This is a genomic window from Bartonella sp. HY761 (genome assembly GCF_026743145.1).
In the GTDB taxonomy this organism is placed as follows: domain Bacteria; phylum Pseudomonadota; class Alphaproteobacteria; order Rhizobiales; family Rhizobiaceae; genus HY038.
The window spans coordinates 958,845-982,020 of the sequence record NZ_CP104887.1 but is presented as its reverse complement, the minus strand read 5'-3'; the positions used below and the strand labels follow the sequence as shown (position 1 = coordinate 982,020).

Sequence of the window (23,176 nt, the reverse complement as noted above, 5' to 3'; positions counted from 1 at the left end):
CCAAGGCAAACACCTTTAGCTTTTGTGATTAGCTTTTTAATTTATGATTTGGCGCACAATTTTGTTACCACGAACCTATTTTATAATCATATTTGCCCCTGCCAAAATATTTTATAATTGCTATAAACGCGACAAAGCTTAAATTTTTAAATAGCCACGTGATGATGTCCCTAATGACCCGTTAAGGAACAGCGACATCATGCATAGGCAATAGGGAGGAGCAGTGGCTATGATAAAAGACCCAGCAGTAAAAACAGAAGATACGGTCATTGCCATTCTTCTTGCAATTAGTCTTAGTCATTTATTTAATGACGTCATGCAATCGATGTTGCCTGCTATTTATCCTATATTAAGTGATAATTATGGCCTTACATTTTTACAAATTGGCATTATCACCGCAACCTATCAAATAACTGGTTCAGTTTTACAGCCTCTTATCGGCTTTTATACCGATAAACGTCCGCTCCCCTACTCGCTACCCTTTGCCTCCCTATTTACCATGGTGGGCTTACTATTGCTTGCGAATGCACATCATTATTATGTGTTGCTCATTGGCGCTGCGAGTGTTGGGTTTGGCTCGGCCATATTCCATCCTGAAGCCTCACGGGTTACGCGACTTGCATCGGGCGGTCGCCATGGTTTTGCCCAAGCTATTTTTCAAGTTGGCGGCAATACTGGCGCAGCGCTTGGCCCGTTATTAGCGGCATTGTTTATCTCGCAGCAAAGCCGCATTGGATATTTCGCAATTATTGCCTTTATTGGCTTTTTATTGTTGATTTGGGTTAGCCGTTGGTATGCTGCCCAATTAAAATTTACCGCAAAGAAAAAAGCAGTTGTGCAAACCCAGCTTTTATCTAAAAAACAAATCGCTGGTACTTTATTTGTATTGCTTTTATTGATGTTAGCTAAATACATATATCTTGCCAGTATGAGCAATTTTTATATGTTTTATGCTATCGACAAATTTGGCGTTACCACCCATACAGCGCAAATTTTACTATTTCTTTATCTCGGCGGTATAGCTGTTGGCACAATTTTTGGTGGTCGCATTGGTGATCGCATTGGCGCACGCTCAGTTATCTGGGTATCCATTCTTGGCGTATTACCTTTTACTCTATTAATGCCGCATGTTAATTTGCCAATTATGGCTATTTTATCAGTTATTATTGGTATGATCTTAGCATCGGCATTTCCAGCAATTGTAGTTTTTGTGCAAGAATTATTGCCCGGCCGCGTCGGTACAGTGGCAGGTCTTTGCTTTGGACTTTCTTTTGGCATTGGCGCTATATCTGCGGCAGTGTTAGGCAAAGTTGCTGATATTTATGGCATCCAAACCCTATTTGATGTTTGCTCGTTTTTGCCATTCTTGGGACTTGTCGCAATATTTTTGCCAAAATTAAAAACTGGTGAAGTTAAAACACTCAAACGCTAGACTTAACTACGCTTTTCAATCCACAAAAAGACGCTGGTTTATAAATTAGACCAGCGTTTTATTGATTATCAAGATAAGCGCGCGCTTTTTCAAAAACGTCATGAAACATTGCATCGGTCAAAACACCTGTATTGGTGTTATAACGTGAGCAATGATAGCTTGATAAAACTTTCAAGCCATCAACATCACTCATAAGTCCATGCTTAAACGGATAACGACTTACCGGCTTTTTAAGCGCACGGATGGTTGATTGATGGGCAATAGCACCAAGGGTTATGATAATTTTCAAATTTGGAAGATTGTTAAATAATGGTGATAAGAATTGTCGACACATATTTATTTCTGCGCCCACTGGTTTATTTTGCGGCGGAACACAGCGCACAGCATTAGCAATTGCGCAATCAACTAATTGTAAACTATCATCAATACGTGCTTCAAATTGCCCTTGCGCAAAGCCAAACAGCTTCAATGTAGAATAAAGCAAATCGCCGGCATAATCGCCTGTAAATGGTCGGCCTGTGCGATTCGCCCCTCGTAAACCCGGTGCAAGGCCAATAATTAACAGCTTAACACTTTGCGCACCATCTTTTGGCCAAAAAGGCTTTACTGGACCATTATACCAATTAGGCTCGATTTGCCGCCATTCACTTAAAAATTCGTGGAGGCGGGGGCATAAAGGGCAGTCATAGCTGGGATCCGGACATGATTGCGCTACAGAAAAATTCATGACTGACAACAATGCAAACTATGCCCTTAAATAAAATAATAAAACGGCTAAAAGCCGCGGCAACATCAAAAAAGACCATAAAGTGGCGATATATATCGCCACTTCATTTAAAAAAAATCAATATTCGTCTTCTTCGTCTTCTTCATAAAAAGCTGGCGAGTCACTCGGCTTATCGCTTGGTGCTCTACCCACTTCATTTTTTAGCGAAACAAGATCAATGAAATGATCCGCTTGGCGGCGCAAATCATCCGAAATCATTGCTGGTTGCGTTGAAAGAGTGCTAACAACACTGACCTTACGACCCTTGCGTTGCAAGGCTTCCACCAAAGATCTAAAATCACCATCGCCAGAAAAAATAACAAAATGATCAACTGTTTCCGAAAGCTCCATTGCATCAATGGTAAGCTCAATATCCATATTGCCTTTTACCTTTCGGCGACCTGCCGCATCAGTAAATTCTTTGGCTGCCTTAGTAATGACACGATATCCATTATAATCTAGCCAGTCAATAAGTGGACGAATCGAGGAGTATTCTTGATCTTCAACCAAAGCAGTGTAATAATAAGCGCGTAAAAGATAACCGCGCTTTTGAAAAGCTTTTAAAAGTTTTTGATAGTCGATATCAAAACCTAATGTTTTGGAGGCGGCATATAAATTTGCGCCGTCAATAAAAAGAGCAATTTTCTCTCTTGGGTCAAACATATTTAAAACCATCTTTTTATAATATGCATTACTAATTGAATGCAGAGCTAAAATAACTGGAACAATACACCTAACTTAATGTAGTTGTGCAGTGATGCCAAGACAGAACTTTAGGAATTTTAACTCTTTGGTTGGTTTTTCTTGTTTTTTTTATAAAAACTGGTTATGTAAGCCTCAAATCCATTAAACCGCATATAATGAAAGGGGCATCTATGGCCCGCGTTACTGTTGAAGATTGCATTGATAAGGTTAACAACCGCTTTGAGCTTATTCTTCTGGCTAGCCACCGCGCCCGTCAGATTTCTCAAGGTGCGCAAATCACTATTGACCGCGACAATGATAAGAATCCTGTTGTTGCCTTGCGTGAGATTGCTGATGAGACCTTGTCACCAGCCGATTTGAAAGAAGATCTTATCCATTCCATGCAAAAGCATGTTGAAGTTGATGAGCCTGAAATTGCACCAGCACTTCTTACTCATGATGATGCAGGTTTGGGTGATTCGTTATTTAATGATGACGTTGCAGATCAACCTATAGTCTTTGATCAAATGTCTGAAGACGATCTTCTTGCTGGTATTGAGGGCTTGGTTGCCCCTGAAAAGAATGATGATTACTGATTCTAAACTATTGAATTAATCATTATTAATCGACTTTATATAAAACCGCCACTGTAACAGTTGGCGGTTTTTTTTGCATTTATAGGTCTAATTCAATTAGATGAGCCAAACAAGATTTCATTAAAACTATTTTTTACACAATAAGCGCATAAGCCTATAGAAGCGTTTTATGGCATTGAATAATCGCCAAACATATGCAAATTTAAGCGTATGAATTGGGATGATTTAAGAATATTTTTAAGCGTTGCGCGCAATAGTCAGTTGCTTAAAGCTGCCAAACAGCTTGGAGTTAATCATACAACTATTTCGCGGCGTCTAACTGCGCTTGAACACCAATTAAACACCAAATTAGTGACGCGCAGCACCACTGGAACGCAGCTCACCGATGCAGGTGAACGCCTTTTACACCATGCAGAACAAGTTGAAGCGCAAATGTTGCAAGCACAAGCGCAAATTGGTGGCGAAGATGTGCAGCTAAGCGGCACTATTCGTATTGCTGCACCTGATGGCTTTGGTGTTTCTTTCCTTGCCAAGCATTTACCGCAATTGTCAGAAAAGTTTCCAGATTTAACCCTGCAATTGGTACCGGTCTCACGCAATTTTTCGCTGTCCCAACGCGAAGCCGATATTGCGATAACCGTTGAGCGCCCCGCGCAAGGGCGGCTTATTGCCAAAAAGCTGACCGATTATAAATTGCGCCTTTATGCCCATAAGGATTATTTAAAGCGCCATGGCCACCCATTAGATATTCATGATATATTAGCACATCATCGCAAGATTGATTATGTTGACGATCTCATCTCCACCCCTGCTCTTGCTTATAGCCATGAGATAAGTGAAGATTGGCATTCCAATTTTCAAGTATCTAGCACGTTAGGGCAATTGGAAGCCATTTTAGCAGGTGGCGGTATTGGTATTTTGCATAGTTATATCGCTAGAACTTATCCTGATTTGGTGGTAGTGCTGCCAGAAAAAGCAATTATCCGCTCCTACTGGTTATCCTATCATGAGAATTTAAAAGGCATTCGCCGTATTCATGAAGTAGCAAACTTTATATCCCAATCTATCGAAACCAATCGCGCTGCTTTTCTGTAAAAAGCTGAGTTAACTAAATTCAATTTTGTCTGTTTATAATCTAACCATATATATTGACCAAAAATTCAAATAGACTACTATATCTAGTATTCAAGGTTATTTGATTCTGTTCAAATTTAAAGGGAATTTGGTAGATAGCTTAATAATCAATGCCTTACATTTGATTATTGATATTATTCCAAAGCTGCCCCCGCAACTGTGAACAAGGAGCAATAACGGTTTAACCACTGAGCAAAATTTTTAAAATCATAAGTAGCATCATTGCTAAGATGAAATTGAAATAATGCTTGGGAAGGTCGTTAATTGTGTTGAGCTGTGAGCCAGGAGACCTGCCTTGAATAAGTGTCAACAGACGGGGTGTCTGCACTGGCGAGGTTTAATCGGCGTATCTTTGCGCCCTTTTGGTTTAGGTCTATTGCCTGTGCCAATGCTTTAAACCCACCCGTGCAAATGCCTCTTTAGGCTTCGGGAAGGAAGTTTATAATGCTTTATCTAAAAATTTTTGATGTTAATTACATCAACGCACCACCATTGCAGCATTAACTAAAGCTATAGCGCCGTCGAGCTACAATAAGCAGCATTGAGCTTTGCTGCTTTAATACTTCTGACAGCGCCATCCTCCATGACAAAGCACGGATTTAACGCAGCATAAGGCTAAGCCCTTATTGCTCGGCGTTTATGCTTAACCAAAACTCTATAAAGTACCAAAGCCAGTTATCCTCAAAAGGAATTAATCTCATGCAAGTTACCATCTATTCAAAGCCCCAATGCGCTCAATGCACTGCTACTTACCGCGTTCTTGATACCAAGGGTATTGCTTACAATATTATTGATATTACTGAGAATGAAGATGGTTTTTCGCGGGTTCAATCGTTGGGCTATCGTCAAGTTCCTGTTGTCGTTGCAGGTGATCATCATTGGGCTGGGTTTCGCCCTGACATGATTGCGAAGATTGCATAATATGCTTTTGCTTGCCTATTACTCAAGCTCGACTGGCAATACTCATGCTTTTGTCGAGCGCTTGCAATTGCCGGCCTTTCGCATTGATCGCAAAGAACCTGCCAAACATATAAGTGATGACTATATTTTGGTGTTGCCAACCTATGCTGATGGCGAAGGAAATGGCGCTGTACCCAAAGCCATTATCCATTTTTTAAATGAAGAAGAAAATCGCCACCGCATTCGCGGTGTCATTGCTGGTGGCAATCGTAATTTTGGCAATACCTATGCCCTTGCTGGTGATATTATTGCACAAAAATGTAATGTGCCTTGCCTTTATCGCTTTGAACTGCGTGGCACGCAAGAAGATGCTGACAATGTTCATAAAATCTTAAAAAAATTTAAAAATCTTGGAAAAAACCAATGCTAGACCAGCCGCAATTGGATAAATCGCAAATAGCAAAATCAGCGCGCAGCGAGCCACAGCTTGATTTTCATGCCCTAAATGCCATGCTTAATATTTACGATGAAAATGGTGCAATCCAATTTGAAATGGATAAAATGGCAGCGCGGCAGTATTTTTTGCAGCATGTCAACCAAAACACCGTTTTCTTTCATAATTTAGAAGAAAAACTCGATTACCTTGTCGAAGAAGGTTTTTATGAAAAAAGCGTGTTAGATGCCTATGATAGCGATTTTATAAAAAGCCTTTTCCAACGCGCTTATGGTTATAGATTTCGCTTTCCAACTTTTCTTGGTGCATTTAAATATTATACCGCTTACACATTAAAAACACGTGATGGCACGCGTTATTTAGAACGCTATGAAGATCGCATTGTCATGGTTGCATTAAGCCTTGCACGCGGCAATCAAGAACTTGCAATAAAATTAGTTGATGAAATTATCACCGGTCGCTTCCAGCCTGCTACACCAACTTTTTTAAATGCTGGTAAACAGCAGCGCGGCGAACTTGTTTCATGCTTTTTATTGCGCCTTGAAGACAATATGGAATCAATCGGCCGTTCAATCAATTCTGCCCTACAATTATCAAAGCGTGGTGGCGGCGTTGCCCTTAGCCTTACCAATTTGCGTGAAGCAGGCGCACCGATTAAGCATATTGAAAACCAGTCATCAGGCATTGTACCAGTGATGAAAATGCTTGAAGATGCGTTTTCCTATGCCAACCAACTTGGTGCGCGCCAAGGGGCTGGTGCGGTGTATTTACATGCCCATCACCCAGATATTTTAACTTTTCTTGATACCAAGCGCGAAAATGCAGACGAAAAAATCCGCATCAAAACCTTATCCTTAGGGGTAATTATTCCTGATATTACGTTTGAGCTTGCCCGCCAAAATGAGGAAATGTATCTATTTTCTCCTTATGATATTGAGCGTGTCACCGGCAAATGCATGAGTGATATTGAAATAAGTAAGCATTATCGAGACTTTGTTGATAATCCTGATATTCGCAAAACCCGTATTAATGCCCGCAATTTTTTTCAACGCCTTGCAGAAATTCAGTTTGAATCAGGCTATCCTTATATTTTATTTGAAGATACCGCCAATAGACTTAATCCGCTTGCTGGCCGCATTTCAATGAGCAATCTTTGCTCTGAAATTTTGCAAGTAAATAGCGCCAGTGAATTTAATGCTGATCTTTCTTATAAAACGATTGGTAATGATATTTCCTGCAATCTTGGCTCACTGAATATTGCTAAAACGATGGATTCTCCTAATTTTGGCAATACGGTTGAAACAGCTATTCGCGCCCTTACCGCTGTTTCACAAATGAGCAATATGGAATGTGTTCCTTCAATTGCTAAAGGCAATCGTGAAAGCCATGCCATTGGTCTTGGGCAAATGAACCTTCATGGTTTTCTTGCTCGCGAACATATTTATTATGGCTCACCTGAAGCGCTTGATTTTACCAATATCTATTTTTACACCATCACCTATCATGCTCTTTGTGCCTCGAACAAATTGGCGAAGGAACATGGAAGTCACTTTTTAGGATTTGAAAACTCCGCCTATGCTGATAAGAGCTATTTTGCCAAATATATAAATGAAGAATGGCAGCCAAAAACTCCTAAAGTGATTGAGCTCTTTGCAAAAAATGCAATTGCTATCCCCACAAAAGATGATTGGCGTGAATTAGCCGATAGAGTTGCCGAATATGGACTTTATAACAGCTATTTACAGGCTGTGCCCCCAACCGGCTCTATTTCCTATATTAATCATGCCACCTCGTCCATTCATCCAATTGTGTCAAAAATCGAAATTCGTAAAGAAGGCAAAATTGGCCGCGTCTATTATCCGGCACCTTATATGACCAATGACAACCTTCAATATTTTGAAGACGCCTATAAAATTGGCCCTGAAAAAATCATCGACACTTATGCTGAGGCCACCCGCCATGTCGATCAAGGTCTATCGCTAACGCTATTTTTTCCTGACACTGCAACAACACGCGACATTAATCGCGCGCAAATCTATGCTTGGAAAAAAGGCATTAAAACTATTTATTATGTCCGAATTCGCCAAGATGCCCTAAGCGGCACCGAGGTTGAAGGCTGCGTATCATGCAGTCTTTAAGGAGCACATCAAATGAACCATTTAAAAGCAAAACCCGTACGCGCTATTAATTGGAACCGCGTTGAAGATGAAAAAGACCTTGAGGTTTGGAACCGCTTGACGGTTAATTTTTGGCTGCCAGAAAAAGTACCTCTTTCTAATGATATTGGCTCTTGGGCAAGCCTTACCCGTGAAGAGCAAATTTTAACCATACGCGTTTTCACTGGTCTTACTTTACTTGATACCGTTCAAAATTCCGTTGGCGCGATTTCACTTTTAGAAGACGCTGAAAACCAACATGAAGAAGCAGTGCTTACCAATATTGCCTTTATGGAAGCGGTACATGCACGCTCCTATTCTTCGATTTTTTCTACCCTTTGTCTTACCGTTGATGTTGATGAAGCATTTCGTTGGGCGGAAGAAAATCGCTATTTGCAAGAAAAAGCAAAGCTGGTGATTGAGCGTTATCAAGCTGATGATCTATTGAAGAAAAAAATCGCCTCGGTCTTTCTTGAAAGCTTTTTGTTCTATTCTGGTTTTTATCTGCCGATGTATTGGTCAAGCCGTGCTAAGCTTACCAATACTGCTGACCTTATCCGCCTTATCATTCGTGATGAAGCAGTGCATGGTTATTATATCGGCTATAAATTCCAAAAAGCCTTTAAAAAATGCAGCAGTGAAAAACAGCAAGAAATTAAAGATTTCACCATTGCATTTTTGCTCGACCTTTATGAAGTAGAAAGCAAATATACCGAGGACCTTTATGACGCGGTTGGCTTAAGTGAGGATGTGAAAATGTTTTTGCATTATAATGCAAATAAGGCGCTCATGAATTTGGGCTTTGATGCGCTTTTTCCAGCCGAAATTTGTGCCGTTAATCCAGCTATTTTATCAGCCCTATCACCCGCAGCTAATGAAAATCATGACTTTTTCTCAGGCTCTGGCTCATCTTATGTTATTGGTAAAGCCGTTGCCACGCAGGATGAAGATTGGGCTTTTTAAACATCAATAAATTAGCATAACCTATTTAAATATAAGAGATTATTGAAAACTCAAAAAAAATAATCTCTTATATAATCACGCAAGACATTGCGTTAATTGCTCATGCAACCAATCTTGATCAAGCCCGCGGCCAATAATAATAAATTTTGATAGTGCCTTTTCTTCATTCCAAGGTGAGCCATAATCAAAAGCCGCTACCTTATGCACTCCTTGCAAAATAAGCCGCTTTTCTTCATCAGCAATGGCAAAAACGCCCTTATAGCGCAGCATATCATTGCCAAAATCTTCAATCAATTTTTCCATAAAGCTGCCCAATCGGTCAATATCAAAAAGCGCCATTTCAAAATAGAGCGATTGGATAGTATCCCCCCAAGATTGCTGCTGCACGCCCTGCGCTGAAAAAGCACTAAAGCGCGGCTTTTGCGCTTCATCAAAGCCAAAACTTCCCTTAGTTATTTGCAGTTCATCACTTAATTCAAAAGCATTGACATTAAGCCAAAGTTCCTGTGGGCAAGCACCATTAACCACTTCAAAAAAGTCAGCTTTACAATTGATTTTACTTAATCTTTTTAAGATTGATTGTTTTTTTTCGCTGTCAATACGATCAGTTTTGGTTAAAAAAATACGATCGGCAAAGGCAATTTGCGCTACCGCCACATTATGCTCATCCAATTGGCGCTCAATATGCTCGCTATCAGCAAGGACAATGCAGGCATCAAGCATGGTTTTTTCGCGCAGATTATCATCAACAAAAAAAGTTTGCACGACAGGCGAAGGGTCAGCAAGTCCAGTGGTTTCAATTATGATGCGTTCAAAATCAACTAATCCCTTGTCGCGCTTTTCAAGCAATTGATTAATGCTAGTTGCAAATTCACCCCGAACACTACAGCACACGCAGCCATTGCTCATTTCTACAATTTCAAGCTTATCGCGCTTTTCAAGTAATATGCCATCAATGCCTGTTTCACCAAATTCATTTTCAATGATTGCAAATGGTGTCCATTGATCGTTGCGTAATAAATGATTGATTAAGGTTGTTTTACCAGAACCCAAAAAACCCGATAAAACGGTAACAGGAACAACCATAAGAAAACCCTTTAATAATTTAAAATCAAAACCTTAATATAAACTTGTTAGAAAAATTAACGCTTTTTTAACCATAACTTTAAATAAAGTTTTAACCACAAGTTAATTAATCAACACAACACACTGATTATAAAAGAAAATACAAATTAAAGAATTGAATAAAATGCCGTAAGAACTACATTTGGGAAAAATTTAACAAAGCTCTTAGAAATCTATGTAGAGCCAAAATATCATCGCCCTAATCTAGCAGCACTTAAAACCACCTTTGCCACCAAAACGAGCATCTTGCCTATCTTTAAAAAATTCAGGATAAGTCATGGGTGTTTGGTCTGGATGGGTCAATCGCATATGTTGAACATAATTATCATAGTCAGGCACGCCAATCATTAATTTAGCCGCCTGCCCCATATATTTGCCGGCCTTAGCAATTTTGTTAAACATGGCATTTCCTCCACCAATATTGAACGCTTAGTATCATTAAACGTTTGGCATAGATTTTTAAATTGTTAATATGGTCTGCCAATTTTTAAAATGAGCAGACCATATTCGTTTCAGCACATAGTCTTATGCCGTCTTAGCATCTCTATATTCTTCAGGAATATATTGGTCTGGCAATCTTTCATAAGGTAATTCGGCAGATGTAGGCTTATCGTTTTTAAGCGCAGCCATTGCTGTTTTGATTGAATAGATTGCGAGAGAAATAACAACCAACATAAAGAATGCAGTTAAAACGCCGTTCACTGTATTGCTAATTTTGCCCTGCATATTTGCGGCATTTGATGCAGCAACAAAAAAGCTCAATTTTGCATCAAATATTTTAATCCAGCCAGCAGTCATAGTGCAAATAAGCAACCAACATGCAGGAATAATGGCAACCCAAGCAAAACGTTGACGCTTCATCTTAAACAAGACCACAGCGCACAACATCAAAGCAATTGCAGCAAGCATCTGGTTTGCAATACCAAATAATGGCCATAACGTATAAATGCCGCCTTTACCTGTTTCATCGAGGGCACCGACCATAACAAAATAGCCCCAAAGCAAGACAACAATAAATGTCGCTAAAAGATTTGCTGGCAGGCTATCGGTTTTACGCAAGTCTGGATGCACAAGACCAAGAAGATCTTGCAGCATAAAGCGAGCAGAGCGGGTGCCTGCATCAACCGCAGTTAATATGAACAAGGCTTCGAACAAAATCGCAAAATGGTACCAAAACGACATACCAAGCCAGCCAGACATAGCATTATGCAAAATATGCGCCATACCAACAGCCAATGTTGGCGCACCGCCAGCACGGCCAAGAATACTTGGTTCACCAACATCTTTTGCGATTTGCTGCAAAAGTTCTGGCGTAACATGAAAGCCCCAGCTTGAAATAATTTGGGATGCAGATTGTAAAGCATCAACTGTTCCATTGGGAACCAACGTGCCTAAGGGGGTATTCATAGCAAAATAAACACCAGGATTAATGACACAAGCAGCCACCAAAGCCATAATAGCCACAAAAGATTCCATCAACATGCCACCATAGCCAATGTAGCAAGCCTGTGATTCATTGGCGAGCATCTTGGGCGTAGTACCTGATGAAATAAGCGCGTGGAAGCCCGACACTGCACCGCAGGCAATGGTAATGAACAAGAATGGGAAAAGCTGCCCAGCCCATACAGGCCCACCTTTTGCCGCAAAATCTGTCAATGCTGGCATTTCAAGCGTTGGTCGTAAAATAACGATACCAATAGCAAGACCAATAATGGTACCAATTTTTAAAAAGGTCGAAAGATAATCACGCGGTGCGAGCAAAAGCCAAACCGGTAAAACCGCAGCGATAAAGCCGTAAAAAATAATGATACTGGCAAGTGTTGGCTTATTGAAACTTAAATAATGCCCGATACTACTATCTGCGAACCAACCACCTGAAATAATAGCAAATATCAGGAAAGCGATGCCAATGATGGAAACTTCACCCACCCGACCTGGGCGAATATAGCGCAAATAAACACCCATAAACAGTGCTAAAGGAATGGTAAAGCCAACCGTATAGGTACCCCAAGGACTACCATCAAGAGCATTAACCACCACCATAGCCAAAACGCCGAGAATGATAAGCATAATCATAAAACAGCCAACAAGAGCGATGACGCCGGGTATTGTACCCATTTCTTCACGCACAAGCTCTCCCAGTGAACGACCATCGCGGCGAGTTGAAATGAAAAGAACCATAAAGTCTTGCACAGCACCAGCAAGCACACAGCCTGCCAAGATCCAAAGCATGCCAGGTAAATAACCCATTTGCGCGGCAAGAACTGGCCCAACCAATGGCCCAGCACCAGCGATCGCAGCAAAATGGTGGCCATACAATATATTCTTGTCAGTTGGCACATAATCAAGCCCATCATTATGGCGCACAGCTGGCGTCATACGGGTGGGATCAGCCTGTAAAACTTTATTCAAAATAAACATGCCATAAAGGCGATAAGCAATAAGATAAACACAAACTGCCGCAACAACAATCCAAACCGCATTGATCGCTTCGCCACGATTTAAAGCAATATAGCCTAAAGAAAATGCGCCAATAATTGCCAGCAAACTAAGAATAAGTTTGTGCGTAGCGCTTAAAGGCTTGGCTCTATATAACATAGGTAACCCTCCAATAAGGACAGAATCTGTCCGGCTCCTCGAAATGTGGCTATATTGCGACTAGGTGCAAAAATTTGCAAACATTTTTATAGAAGCTATAAATTAAATCGGGGATTAAAAGCTTAGAGTAAAAGTTAATTAGCCTATGATGCCCTGATGTATAGATGAAATATTTCCAGTTATTTATCTAATAGATATAAAAACCGGTAAAGAACTGCGGTGGCTATAAACCCGTCATCTATTTTCATAAATTAGCCTTTTGGGTAATAAACCTGATAAATTATCAATCAAATACGCCATTCAATTTTTAGATTTCAACAATCGCATTTTATAAGCAAAAAGTAATGTATAGGCATTGCTTCATCAAATTGTAATAAAAATACAATGTTGCTGTCATCAACACCGCATACCAAGCTTCGAATTAAATTGATTTGACAAAAGGGTAAGCGGGCTTTGGTCTTAAGCAATTTGCAAAGCATTGCGCCTTTTTTTGACTTTTACATCTAAAGGATATTTCCTTTTATCTAGGGAAGCAAACTATGCGCATATTGCAAATTAGCGACACTCATATGAGTCCAACAAAACCGCATTTTAATGCCAATTGGCAACCCGTCAAAGATTATATTTTAGACATCAAACCTGATATGATCATTCATACTGGCGACCTTGGCATTGACGGCGCTGATAAGGATGAGGATTTGCAATTTGGTATTGAACGCATGCGCTCGCTTAATATTCCTTTTGCAATCATACCCGGCAATCATGACGTTGGCCACCTTAATGGCGCGTTTCAACCGGTTGATGATATTCGTATTGCGCGCTGGCAAAATATTATAGGTCCTGACCATTGGTTTCATGATATAGATAACTGGCGGCTTATTGGCTTAAACAGCCTATTTATCGGACTTAATGATGCGCGTGATAATGCGCAGCAAAACTGGCTTAAAGAAACGCTTGAGGCCAGCAAAGATAAAAATATTGCAATTTTTGCCCATAAGCCACTTTTCATGGATAGCCCTTTTGAGGGGGAAACAGGATATTGGGGAATAGAACCCAAAAAGCGCCAAGAGCTATTGGATTTATTTGCGCAGTATCGGGTTAAGCTTCATGCAAGTGGCCACATCCATAAAAGCCATAAAGCCCATCATAACGGTATTGATTTTATTTGGACGGCACCAACATCCTATATCGTTGAATTTAACGAAACCGCCCTTCCTGGTGTAAATTGCCTTGGCGCTATTATGCATGAGTTTACAAAAGACAATGTAACAAGCACGCCAATATCTATTCCCGGGCTACAAAAATTCATCATTGATGACATTATCGGTGAAATCTATCCCATGCATTCAACAAGTGGGGATAAAAAATAATGAGCGCTTTTGCTTTACATAATATATCCAAATCTTTTGGCGATAATGTTATTTTAAAAAATGTTTCCATCGAGGCAAGCGAAAACGAATTTATTGCGCTTGTCGGCCCATCGGGCTGCGGTAAAAGCACATTATTACGCATAGCAGCAGGTCTTGAACATGCTGATAGTGGCAAAATCATTGTTGGAAAGCATGATATGACCCATGCGCGACCAAGCGAGCGTAATATTGCCATGGTCTTTCAATCCTATGCGCTATACCCGCATTTAACCGCAGGGCAAAATATAGCCGTTCCTTTAGCTATGCGCGATTTAACCGATACCCAGCGCTTGCCCATTATTGGCAGTTTTATGCCTGGCTATCGTGCAACTCGCCAAAAAATTGATCGCGCCGTAGCAGAAACGGCTGAAAGCCTAAAAATTGGCCCATTTTTAAATAGAAAGCCGGGGCAAATGTCGGGCGGGCAAAGGCAGCGTGTTGCCTTGGCCCGTGCATTGGTACGCCGGCCGAAAACCTTTTTGATGGATGAGCCTCTATCCAATCTTGATGCCAATTTGCGCGTGCATACGCGTGCTGAAATTGTGGATTTACACCGAAAGGCTGGCGTGCCGACATTATATGTTACCCATGACCAAACAGAAGCTTTGAGCATGGCAGACCGCGTTGCCGTTATGATGCATGGCAATTTATTGCAGATAGCAGCACCAACAGAGGTCTATAATAATCCAAGCCATATAGAGGTGGCGCGTTTCATCGGATCGCCGCGCATTAATATTATAACTGCCTTTTATAATGATGATGAGAAGCTCAATATTGCTGGAAAAATCATTAAGCCCAATGCAAGTCTTACCATTGGGCAAAAAGTGCAAATTGGTATCCGTCCCGAACATATCCGCATAAGTGATGAAACTTCACCAATAAAAGGCAATATTGCCCGTGTTGAATTTATCGGCAATGAAGTTTTAGCCGCAATCAACCTACCCAATGAAAGCGATGAATTAATTGCCCGTTTCACGCCAGAGGAAGCGATGTCGCTAAAAGTCGGCATGCCAATTCATCTTGATTTTGACGATGAAAAATTGCTGTTTTTTGATTCCGACGGATTGCGGATAAGATAAATCATCGCGTTTTATTTAAGCCTAAACACAAAGCGAACCGGGGAAGATCCAATGTCTGAGACCAGCATTTCAGCGCCTTACACGCCGACAATGCCTAATATTGCCAAATTACGAGCCAAGCGCGAAGAAAAATTAGCTTTTGCTTTGATGGCACCTGCACTTATTTTGGCACTATTACTGATTATATTACCGGTATTAGCTATCGCGATTTTAAGCTTCACGGATTTTGAACTTGGCTATCCAAATTTTGCCTTCACTGGCTTTAACAATTATATTGAATTATTTAATGACAAAAATTTTCGTATCTCCCTTCAAAATACAATAAAATATGTTTTAATTGTTACCCCAGCATCGCTTATTCTTGGCCTATTAAGTGCTTTGGCAATTAACAGCCTTAATAAGGGCAAAGCTTTTTTTAGGACTGTGTATTTTTTGCCTGTTGCCTCGCTCATTGTTGCAATGGCAACCGTTTGGCAATATCTATTTCACCCAACAGTCGGCCCAATCAACGGTTTTCTAGCAATATTTGGCATTGCAGGCCCCAATTGGCTTGGTTCAGCCAATAGTGCCCTTGGCAGCCTTGCAATTATTGGCATTTGGCAAACCATTGGCTTTAATATGGTTTTGTTTCTTGCTGGACTTACCGCTATTCCTAAAGATCTTTATGATGCGGCGGAAATTGATGGCGTGCGCTCACGCTTTGACAAATTCCGTTTAGTAACATGGCCATTACTTGGCCCCACGACGATTTTTGTTCTAACCATTTCCATCATTAACTCGGTTAAAGTTTTTGAAACCGTAAAAACCCTTACAGAAGGCGGCCCCAATAAATCGACTGAGGTTTTATTATGGACCATATATCAAGAGGGGTTCATCTATTTACGCGTTGGTTATGCATCTGCCATGACAATGGTATTTATCGCTATTTTACTCGTCATGATGTTGTTGCAACATCGCTTTGTTGAAAAACGTGTTCATTACCAGTGATAAAAACTATTCACAAATGCAATCGCCCATTCTTCCCCTTTCGACCTTAGGTAAAATAATGTCAATTTTTCGCATATCTCGTAATGGTTTTCTCGCACTTGGCACATTTATCTTTCTGTTGCCCTATATTTGGATGTTGAGCACTGCTGCAAAGCCACAAGACGAAATATTTACTTCTACTCTGTCGCTTATCCCGAAAAACTGGGCATTATTTGATAATATTGGCAAGGCCTTAACCCGCGTTCCTATGGCACAAATAATGCTAAATGGCATTTTTATTTGTCTGCTTATTTTGGTGGTACAAGTGGTCGTGGCTATTCCTTGTGCCTATGCGATGGCTAAACTTAAATTTCGCGGTGCGCGTTTTATGATCGCACTGGTTATGCTGGGATTATTAGTTCCTATTCACGCCACTGCCCTGCCCCTTTATGTCGCTTTTAGCAATTTAAGTATTTTAAATAGCTATACAGCAATGGGGCTACCGTTCTTCATTTCTGTATTTGGCATTTTTCTTTTTACGCAATTTTTTAAAGCTCTGCCTGACGACCTCTTACACGCCGCGCGACTTGATGGCATGTCAGAACTTGGCATCATAGCGCGGGTTGTTGTCCCTAATGCTTGGCCTGCAATAACTGCATTTTCAATCTTTTCTGTTGTTGCTCATTGGAATGACCTTTTTTGGCCATTAATCGTTATAACCGACATAAATAAAGCAACACCCCCATTGGGCTTACTTTATTTTCGCGCCGCTGAATCGGGCAGCGATTACGGTGTCTTGATGGCAGCAACATTAATCATCACCCTTCCCCTTGTTCTTGCATTCCTTTTTGCGCAACGCCGCTTCATTGAGGGAATAACCCTAACCGGCCTTAAAGGTTAAAACCATAACGGAGAGTACTTATGAAAAAAGTCTTAAAATCCATATGTGCCGCTATTGGCATATCGGTTGCACTTAGCGGTGCTGCTTTTTCGCAAACGACGTTAAAAGTCCATTATCCTATGCCGGGCTTTTTTAAAGACGTGATGGCAAAAATCTCACAAAAATATATGGAAGAAAATCCAAATGTTGTGATTAGCTTTGTTAATCCGTCAGATAATTATGAGCAAGGCATCCAGACGATTTTGCGCCAAGCTAATACGGCTGAACAACCAGATGTAACCTTTGTTGCCCTTAACCGTTTAAGAATGCTAAGTGAGCGCAATGTTGGCGTTGACCTTACCCCTTATTTAAAGGCCGAAAAGGATACGCTTGCCAAGCAAGGCTTTAGCGAAAATATCCTTAATCTTGCAAAAATTGGCGACAAGCAAGTAGGTCTTGCTTTTGCAACATCTAACCCAATTATGTATTATAATGCAGACCTTATGCGCGCCGTTGGTGAAAACCCCGATAATCCACCACAAAGTTGGGATGATGTTATTCGTATTGGCGCAAAAATTAAAGCGCTAGGCAATGGTGTATCAAGTATTCACTTACAATGGCAGGGAAATGATTGGATGTATTCCGCGCTGTTATTTGGTGCTGGCGGCACCATGCTATCGCAAGACGAAAAAACTGTTGCCTTTAATGGTCCAGAAGGCACCGCAGCATTTCACCTTATTGAGCGCTTGGTAAAAGAAGGCGGCATGCCAGAATTTACCGCAGACGCGGGATTGCAAGCCTTTGCCGCAGGTAAAGTTGGCTTTCAGTTTTATAGCAGCGCCGCATTACGCAACACAATCAATAGCGTTGGTGACAAGTTTGAATTAAGAACCGCAAAAATACCAGTTCTTAACCCTGAAAAAGCCAAACTGCCAACTGGTGGTAATGCGATTATTATTTTAACAACGGATCCTGAAAAGCAAAAAGCTGCTTGGGAATTTGCTAAATTTGCCGCAGGTCCTTATGGTGCCTCAGTCGTTGTTCCAGGAACTGGCTATGTGCCCAATAATGAACTTGCAGCCACATCACCTGAATATCTTGGCACATTTTATGAAGAAAATCCGCTTTTCAAGCCTTCACTTGAACAAATGCCATTAATGACACCATGGTATGCATTCCCTGGCAGCAATGGCGTGCGCATTACCCAAACTATTGTTGATAATATTGCCCGCATCGTTGGTGGCACAGCTGAAGCTGATACAGCCCGCGATGATGCCGCAGCCGAAGTACAAAAGCTACTACCGCGCCGTTAAAATTTTTGACAAAACTTAAAAAATGCCATGCAAATATTTAAACCATTTGCATGGTTTTTTTGGGGCTTTTTTTGGCGTTTATGCTATTAAACCGGTTTTTGGTTGACGCTCTAAAGCCGCCTTCAATTCTTGCAATTTTTTAGGATGTTTTGCAATCCATGCTTGATAGGCTTTAATATTGGCGATAAGTTTTTCCTTATCTTGCTTAGATAAAACACAGCGTGTCAGATTATAATCCAACAAATAGCCACCACCTGCTTGCTTAGCTTCAATAGCAACACCAATTGTTTGCTCTTTATCTAAAAATATAGGTTCTTGCCCTTTGCGTAGCCAAGTATATGCCATCATATTACGCATAGGGTTTGGCATAACGATATAATTTGGAGAAGGCAAATAGCGCAATCCGCTAGCGGCTATAGATTTGCTTAAACCATAATGATAATAAACTTTGCCGCGCCGTTTTGCATCATAAATACTAGCAATTTTTATAGCTTTTAAACAAACATCATTAGGAAAACGCCGCCAATAATAAACTTTCCACCATAGATATAGGCCGTAAAACCACACTGAAACAATTAAAAGTTGAAACGCTTTTGTTATCAACAGACTTAAAAAACGTATTTTAATTGTTTCAATACCAAATAAAAAACTAGTTCTACTTGGATTATCAACACTGCGAACCATTGGAGATGTGCCTTTCATCGTCAAGTTTTCTGGCGCTAGAAAAACTTGCCAACTATAAGGATAATTCTCAAAACCATCTCTTAAATCTTCTTCTTTATAACGATCGCCGGCATTAAATGTAACACCACAATTAACATAATCTAAAATACCCTCATATTTGTTACAGCCATATCCTGCATATGCATTTGGAATAACTTCATAATTTTTGGAAATCACCCAATCATTCCATAAACGCTTTATTGGATAGTAACTTGCGTAGAGCACAAGACCTGAAAAAAATAACGCAAAAAAAAGTGTCCAAAAAGACAATACTAATACAATGCCCCAATTAGCTCTATAGGTAAGACGAACTCTTTTAACTGGGATTTCTATAGGTAAAGTGTTATCTTTTATTTCTGTCATTAGGCACCACATTTTTAGCCAAAAAATTCAAGATATATAGAACGGTAATACCTCACTAAAAATCTTAATTTTATAAGTAGACACATTTAAAATCTATTTTATTTATATCAACATAGCTTTTGTTTTATTATAACTGGTTTTGACCATCTGCGTTTATTTCATGATGTCCAGATTTTTGATGATATAGAAGCTATTAAAATCCAAAGGAATATTACATGCTTAAAAAAGTTAATAATTAAAAATAATTGAAAATAATTGAAATTAATACTGTATTTATTACAGTATCAACATACTTTGCTAATTTTAAAACCCTGTTCACTTTATCACAAGAAGTGGTGCAGGTTATTATTGAAGCGGTAGGCTGTTCTAAACGCCTTATTTTAGCATATTATTGAAACGCCAAACTTGATTAAACTTTTTGTAAAAATCTGATAAGTTATTGCCCAAAAATTAGGCGATACCCCAATCTAATTCAAAATACTACTCATAAAAAAACATAGCTGTAAAAACATGCAATGAGGGCACTTCAATCCATTGATTTTGAAGTAAAGTGCCCAAGCATATAATGATTAATTGCCGCGCCCTAAAATTGTCTCCTATAAAACGTATTATCGCGCTTATAAATATCAGAAACCGGATCTTTTAAGCGTCCAAAAAACTTAAAATAGGGCAGCATTTCAGGTGTTTTTGTATTTTCTCCAACGAGAAAAGAAGTATTTTTATTGCTAAAACCAGCAAAATTTAAAATAGCAATATTCTGAAGATCTAGATTTTTCAATGTTTCAATCTTGGCCAGAATAGATAAATTTTGAAATTTAGTATTGTTTAAATTTAAGCTTTCCAAATTGCTTAAGCTACTTAAAATATCAAAATTTTCCACTGGTGTTGATGCAAGATCAAGCCCAAAGAGAGATCTAAGATCCTTAAGCGCTGAAATATCTTTTAATGGGGTATTTCGCAAAGAAAGAACTTCAAGCCCTTCAAAGTTTTTAATCATATTTAAATCATCAAAATTACTATTATCCAACATTAAGAGTTTAAGCTTTGGCTGCTTATTAAAAACACTATTTTGGACAAATTTCGCATTGGTAAGGTTAAGAAAAACCAATTGCGGCAATGGTGGAAGATCAGAAGCATTTACCTTTTCAAAATTTATCAATTGTAGCTTTTGTAAATTGGTGAATTTTGCCAATTTTGCAATGTCACCACTATTAAGAGGCTCATCAATAGAAATACCTAGATCCTTATGGGTTTGATTTACGCATAATTTTTGTGTTTCTTTATCCAATGTTGATGGCTTATAACAAATGGTAAGACCATATATATTGGGCCAAATTTCCTGCCCTAAAAATTCAACTTGTTTTTCCCCGCGTAATTTCCGAACAAGACTTTCAATTTGGGCTTCATCTAACAGGTAGGTCTCTTTTGCTAGATTCCGCTTATTGAAAAGATCCTTACGATCCACTCTATTATCGCTCGGTCCTTCACCAAGTAATAATTTGGATACCTTATTTGGAAGTTTTAAAAATATTTTTTCATTAAGCCCACGAATATCTAACTCACGCACGCCCGGCAGCATAGAAAGATCTTTTACTTTAGTATTGGATAAAAGAAGTTGGTAAATGTAACCTTTTTGAGCCAAAGAAGAAACATCAGAAATATTGGTGCCGCGTAAATCAATTTCACCAAGTGAGGCGGTTTCACGAAGAGGCTCAATATTTTGAATTTTCGTTTCATTAAGCGAAATCTCGCTCAAGTTTTCCAGTCCGCGAATTGGTTCAAGGTCAGGAATTGATGCACCAGTTAAAATAAGGGAATAAAGCATCTTGAGCTTAGAAAGTGAGCTGTAATCGGTGGCCTTGCTACCGGTTAAATTAAGTTTTGACAAATTTTCAAGGGACGTTAAAAATTTTAGGTCAGTAATATTGCTATTGGCAAGATTTAAATCATCAAGCTCAGTAAAACGAGCAATGATTGCTGAGCTATTTTCATCAAGGGTAAGACCGGCAAGCGATAAAGTATTAAGTGTTTTTAAGTTTTTTAATGGCTCAAGATTTGTGACATAGGTTTTGTCAAGAAACAGCTCCCTGATATCTTTTAAATCTTCTAAAAACGATAAATCTGAAATATTACTATTCGATAGGTCCAAAGTGCTAAGTTTGTTTAATGATACAAGGGATTTAATCGTATCTTTATCAAGTGTTAAGCCATTCAGTTTTAAGGTTTTAAGATTAGGCAATTTTTCAAGGGTGCTAAAATCAGTCACCTTGCTATTAGAAATATTAAGCTCAATAAGATTGTCAAGGTTCTCTAAAAGACTGAGGTCGGAAAAGTTGCTATCGGATAAGCTTAAGAATTCAAGTTTAGTTAATTTTGATAAAAAGCTATAATCTTGCAATTTGGTATGATGAATGGACAAAAACTCTAAATTAGCTAATTCTTCAAAACCTAAAATTTCTGTGTTTTTTACATTTTTTAAATATAAAATTGTGAGTTTTGGCGCGTTTTTCAAAGGCGAAATATCGGTAAATGTGGAACCATCAAAACTTATTTGATAAAGTTCAGGCAAAGTTGGAAAACCTACAAGTGAATTTAATCCTTCACCATGGATACAAAAGCAAGAAACACGGGTTAATTTACCAAGATTTTGCCAATCTTGCTGCGTATAGCCTTTGGCAGGTGGAGTTAAACAAAATCCATCTTGATTGACACCAACGCGCTGCTTGCCAATTTGCACTATCGTTGGCTCATCAACCTCTTGCACGATCACTTCGCTTAAGGCGAAGCTTGGCATTAAGCACAGAGCAAATAAAATGACTAACTTTTGTTTGATAAAATTTAACATTGACCCACCGCTATTTGCATTGTTTTACAAGTATAAAAAATTATGATCAATACAATCGATTTCTGATACAGAAACTAAGAGAATAAATGATCTTAAAAGACACAATCTGCTAATAAGTTGTTCAATCGAAAGATTATAGAAATTTATTAATTATAATTTGTGACTTTTTAATGGAGTTATACTAATACTATTTTTGGGTGGATTTCTTTTAACGCTTTACAGTAAATATTATTATCATTCTAAACAAATAAAAAAATATCAAAACTTAAGGTATATCGCTTTTTTTTGTTTTTGCCTGTACAAGCACCTTTATAGCTAAAAAAACGGGCTTTAAGCACCCGTTTTATTAAAATTATAGAGCACTACTCACCATGTGAGCTTGGGCCATCATAAAACTCAATTGTAGCGTCATCAAGGGTTACTTCATCGCTGTCGCAGGTTTTCATTATCCAACTAACCAATTGATTTTTAGCGCTGTTTAAAACCGCAAAATCCTTTTCCTCAATAATATGGGCACCTAGGCAGCGCATGACTTGATCTTCTGAAACAAGGCGTTGTTCTTGTATCATTGCAATAGCATTTGCAATATGCTCATCACATTCGCTGCCTTCACAGCCTGTTTTTTCAACTGCAATTTCAACAAATTGATCATAAGCAAGGGAATAGAGGTATTTGTCACCTCCCCACAAGGCGGCACCTATAAAAACAAGGATGCCAAGTGGTATTAAAAGCCATTTTTTCTTCATGCTTACGACCTTTTATTTTTTAAATTTTACTGAGCCTAATCAAC

Annotated in this window: 20 protein-coding genes and 1 riboswitch; of the genes, 12 read left to right on the top strand and 8 right to left on the bottom strand. The window is 39.3% G+C overall.

Going from position 1 to position 23,176, the window contains the following annotated elements; genetic code table 11:
- Window positions 1-229 precede the first annotated feature (229 nt).
- Window positions 230-1,432 (top strand): MFS transporter, encoded by a 1,203-nt coding sequence (locus N6A79_RS04105; RefSeq protein WP_268547116.1) that lies wholly within the window; start codon window positions 230-232, stop codon window positions 1,430-1,432.
- A 58-nt stretch (window positions 1,433-1,490) separates the two neighbouring features.
- Here the strand turns inward: N6A79_RS04105 and N6A79_RS04100 are convergent, their stop codons facing one another.
- On the bottom strand, window positions 1,491-2,159 hold the full coding sequence (locus N6A79_RS04100; protein WP_268547114.1) for a uracil-DNA glycosylase: 669 nt from the start codon (window positions 2,157-2,159) through the stop codon (window positions 1,491-1,493).
- A 117-nt stretch (window positions 2,160-2,276) separates the two neighbouring features.
- A complete protein-coding gene (locus tag N6A79_RS04095) occupies window positions 2,277-2,861 on the bottom strand; it encodes a LabA-like NYN domain-containing protein (RefSeq protein ID WP_268547112.1) in 585 nt (194 codons plus the stop codon).
- Between the two features lie 212 nt (window positions 2,862-3,073).
- Here N6A79_RS04095 and rpoZ point away from each other — a divergent pair, with 212 nt between their 5' ends.
- From rpoZ to nrdF, 6 genes are all read left to right on the top strand, one after another.
- The gene (gene rpoZ, locus N6A79_RS04090) at window positions 3,074-3,478 is read left to right on the top strand and encodes a DNA-directed RNA polymerase subunit omega (RefSeq protein WP_182419033.1); all 405 of its coding nucleotides are present in this window, start codon (window positions 3,074-3,076) and stop codon (window positions 3,476-3,478) included.
- A gap of 210 nt (window positions 3,479-3,688) precedes the next feature.
- A complete protein-coding gene (locus N6A79_RS04085; RefSeq protein ID WP_268547109.1) occupies window positions 3,689-4,573 on the top strand; it encodes a LysR family transcriptional regulator in 885 nt (294 codons plus the stop codon).
- Between the two features lie 76 nt (window positions 4,574-4,649).
- Window positions 4,650-4,924: riboswitch (cobalamin riboswitch) on the top strand.
- A 387-nt stretch (window positions 4,925-5,311) separates the two neighbouring features.
- Window positions 5,312-5,533, top strand: coding sequence for a glutaredoxin-like protein NrdH (gene nrdH / locus N6A79_RS04080; RefSeq protein ID WP_182419031.1), 222 nt, complete (start codon window positions 5,312-5,314; stop codon window positions 5,531-5,533).
- Between the two features lies 1 nt (window position 5,534).
- Window positions 5,535-5,942, top strand: coding sequence for a class Ib ribonucleoside-diphosphate reductase assembly flavoprotein NrdI (nrdI, locus tag N6A79_RS04075; protein ID WP_268547107.1), 408 nt, complete (start codon window positions 5,535-5,537; stop codon window positions 5,940-5,942).
- Entirely contained in the window at window positions 5,936-8,104 is a 2,169-nt protein-coding gene (gene nrdE, locus N6A79_RS04070; protein ID WP_268547105.1) for a class 1b ribonucleoside-diphosphate reductase subunit alpha, read from the top strand. The genes nrdI and nrdE overlap by 7 nt, the downstream gene beginning before the upstream one ends.
- A gap of 12 nt (window positions 8,105-8,116) precedes the next feature.
- The gene (gene nrdF, locus N6A79_RS04065; protein WP_268547103.1) at window positions 8,117-9,085 is read left to right on the top strand and encodes a class 1b ribonucleoside-diphosphate reductase subunit beta; all 969 of its coding nucleotides are present in this window, start codon (window positions 8,117-8,119) and stop codon (window positions 9,083-9,085) included.
- Window positions 9,086-9,160: 75 nt separating this feature from the next.
- Here the strand turns inward: nrdF and N6A79_RS04060 are convergent, their stop codons facing one another.
- From N6A79_RS04060 to N6A79_RS04050, 3 genes are all read right to left on the bottom strand, one after another.
- Entirely contained in the window at window positions 9,161-10,171 is a 1,011-nt protein-coding gene (locus N6A79_RS04060) for a CobW family GTP-binding protein (RefSeq protein WP_268547102.1), read from the bottom strand.
- A 243-nt stretch (window positions 10,172-10,414) separates the two neighbouring features.
- Window positions 10,415-10,612 (bottom strand): YbdD/YjiX family protein, encoded by a 198-nt coding sequence (locus N6A79_RS04055; RefSeq protein WP_182419026.1) that lies wholly within the window; start codon window positions 10,610-10,612, stop codon window positions 10,415-10,417.
- A gap of 123 nt (window positions 10,613-10,735) precedes the next feature.
- Window positions 10,736-12,808: a carbon starvation CstA family protein gene (locus N6A79_RS04050; protein WP_268547099.1), complete on the bottom strand. Its 2,073-nt coding sequence runs from the start codon at window positions 12,806-12,808 to the stop codon at window positions 10,736-10,738.
- A gap of 539 nt (window positions 12,809-13,347) precedes the next feature.
- Between N6A79_RS04050 and N6A79_RS04045 the strand changes: the two genes are divergently transcribed.
- From N6A79_RS04045 to N6A79_RS04025, 5 genes are read left to right on the top strand one after another with little or no spacing between them, the layout of a single operon-like run.
- Window positions 13,348-14,178 carry a metallophosphoesterase family protein gene (locus N6A79_RS04045; RefSeq protein WP_268547098.1) on the top strand — a complete coding sequence of 277 codons (831 nt, stop codon included), beginning with the start codon at window positions 13,348-13,350 and terminating at the stop codon, window positions 14,176-14,178.
- The gene (locus N6A79_RS04040) at window positions 14,178-15,296 is read left to right on the top strand and encodes an ABC transporter ATP-binding protein (RefSeq protein ID WP_268547096.1); all 1,119 of its coding nucleotides are present in this window, start codon (window positions 14,178-14,180) and stop codon (window positions 15,294-15,296) included. Before N6A79_RS04045 ends, N6A79_RS04040 begins: the two co-directional genes overlap by 1 nt.
- Before the next feature lie 51 nt (window positions 15,297-15,347).
- Window positions 15,348-16,283 carry a carbohydrate ABC transporter permease gene (locus tag N6A79_RS04035; RefSeq protein WP_410007226.1) on the top strand — a complete coding sequence of 312 codons (936 nt, stop codon included), beginning with the start codon at window positions 15,348-15,350 and terminating at the stop codon, window positions 16,281-16,283.
- 58 nt (window positions 16,284-16,341) lie between these two features.
- A complete protein-coding gene (locus N6A79_RS04030) occupies window positions 16,342-17,163 on the top strand; it encodes a carbohydrate ABC transporter permease (RefSeq protein WP_268547094.1) in 822 nt (273 codons plus the stop codon).
- Between the two features lie 20 nt (window positions 17,164-17,183).
- Window positions 17,184-18,455 (top strand): ABC transporter substrate-binding protein, encoded by a 1,272-nt coding sequence (locus N6A79_RS04025; RefSeq protein WP_268547092.1) that lies wholly within the window; start codon window positions 17,184-17,186, stop codon window positions 18,453-18,455.
- A 78-nt stretch (window positions 18,456-18,533) separates the two neighbouring features.
- On the opposite strand, the gene N6A79_RS04020 is transcribed toward N6A79_RS04025, so the two are convergent.
- The 3 genes from N6A79_RS04020 to N6A79_RS04010 form a co-directional block, all read right to left on the bottom strand.
- The gene (locus N6A79_RS04020) at window positions 18,534-19,541 is read right to left on the bottom strand and encodes a hypothetical protein (RefSeq protein WP_268547090.1); all 1,008 of its coding nucleotides are present in this window, start codon (window positions 19,539-19,541) and stop codon (window positions 18,534-18,536) included.
- Window positions 19,542-20,124: 583 nt separating this feature from the next.
- Window positions 20,125-22,386 carry a leucine-rich repeat domain-containing protein gene (locus N6A79_RS04015; RefSeq protein ID WP_268547088.1) on the bottom strand — a complete coding sequence of 754 codons (2,262 nt, stop codon included), beginning with the start codon at window positions 22,384-22,386 and terminating at the stop codon, window positions 20,125-20,127.
- Between the two features lie 362 nt (window positions 22,387-22,748).
- On the bottom strand, window positions 22,749-23,132 hold the full coding sequence (locus N6A79_RS04010; RefSeq protein WP_268547087.1) for a hypothetical protein: 384 nt from the start codon (window positions 23,130-23,132) through the stop codon (window positions 22,749-22,751).
- Between the last annotated feature and the right edge of the window lie 44 nt (window positions 23,133-23,176).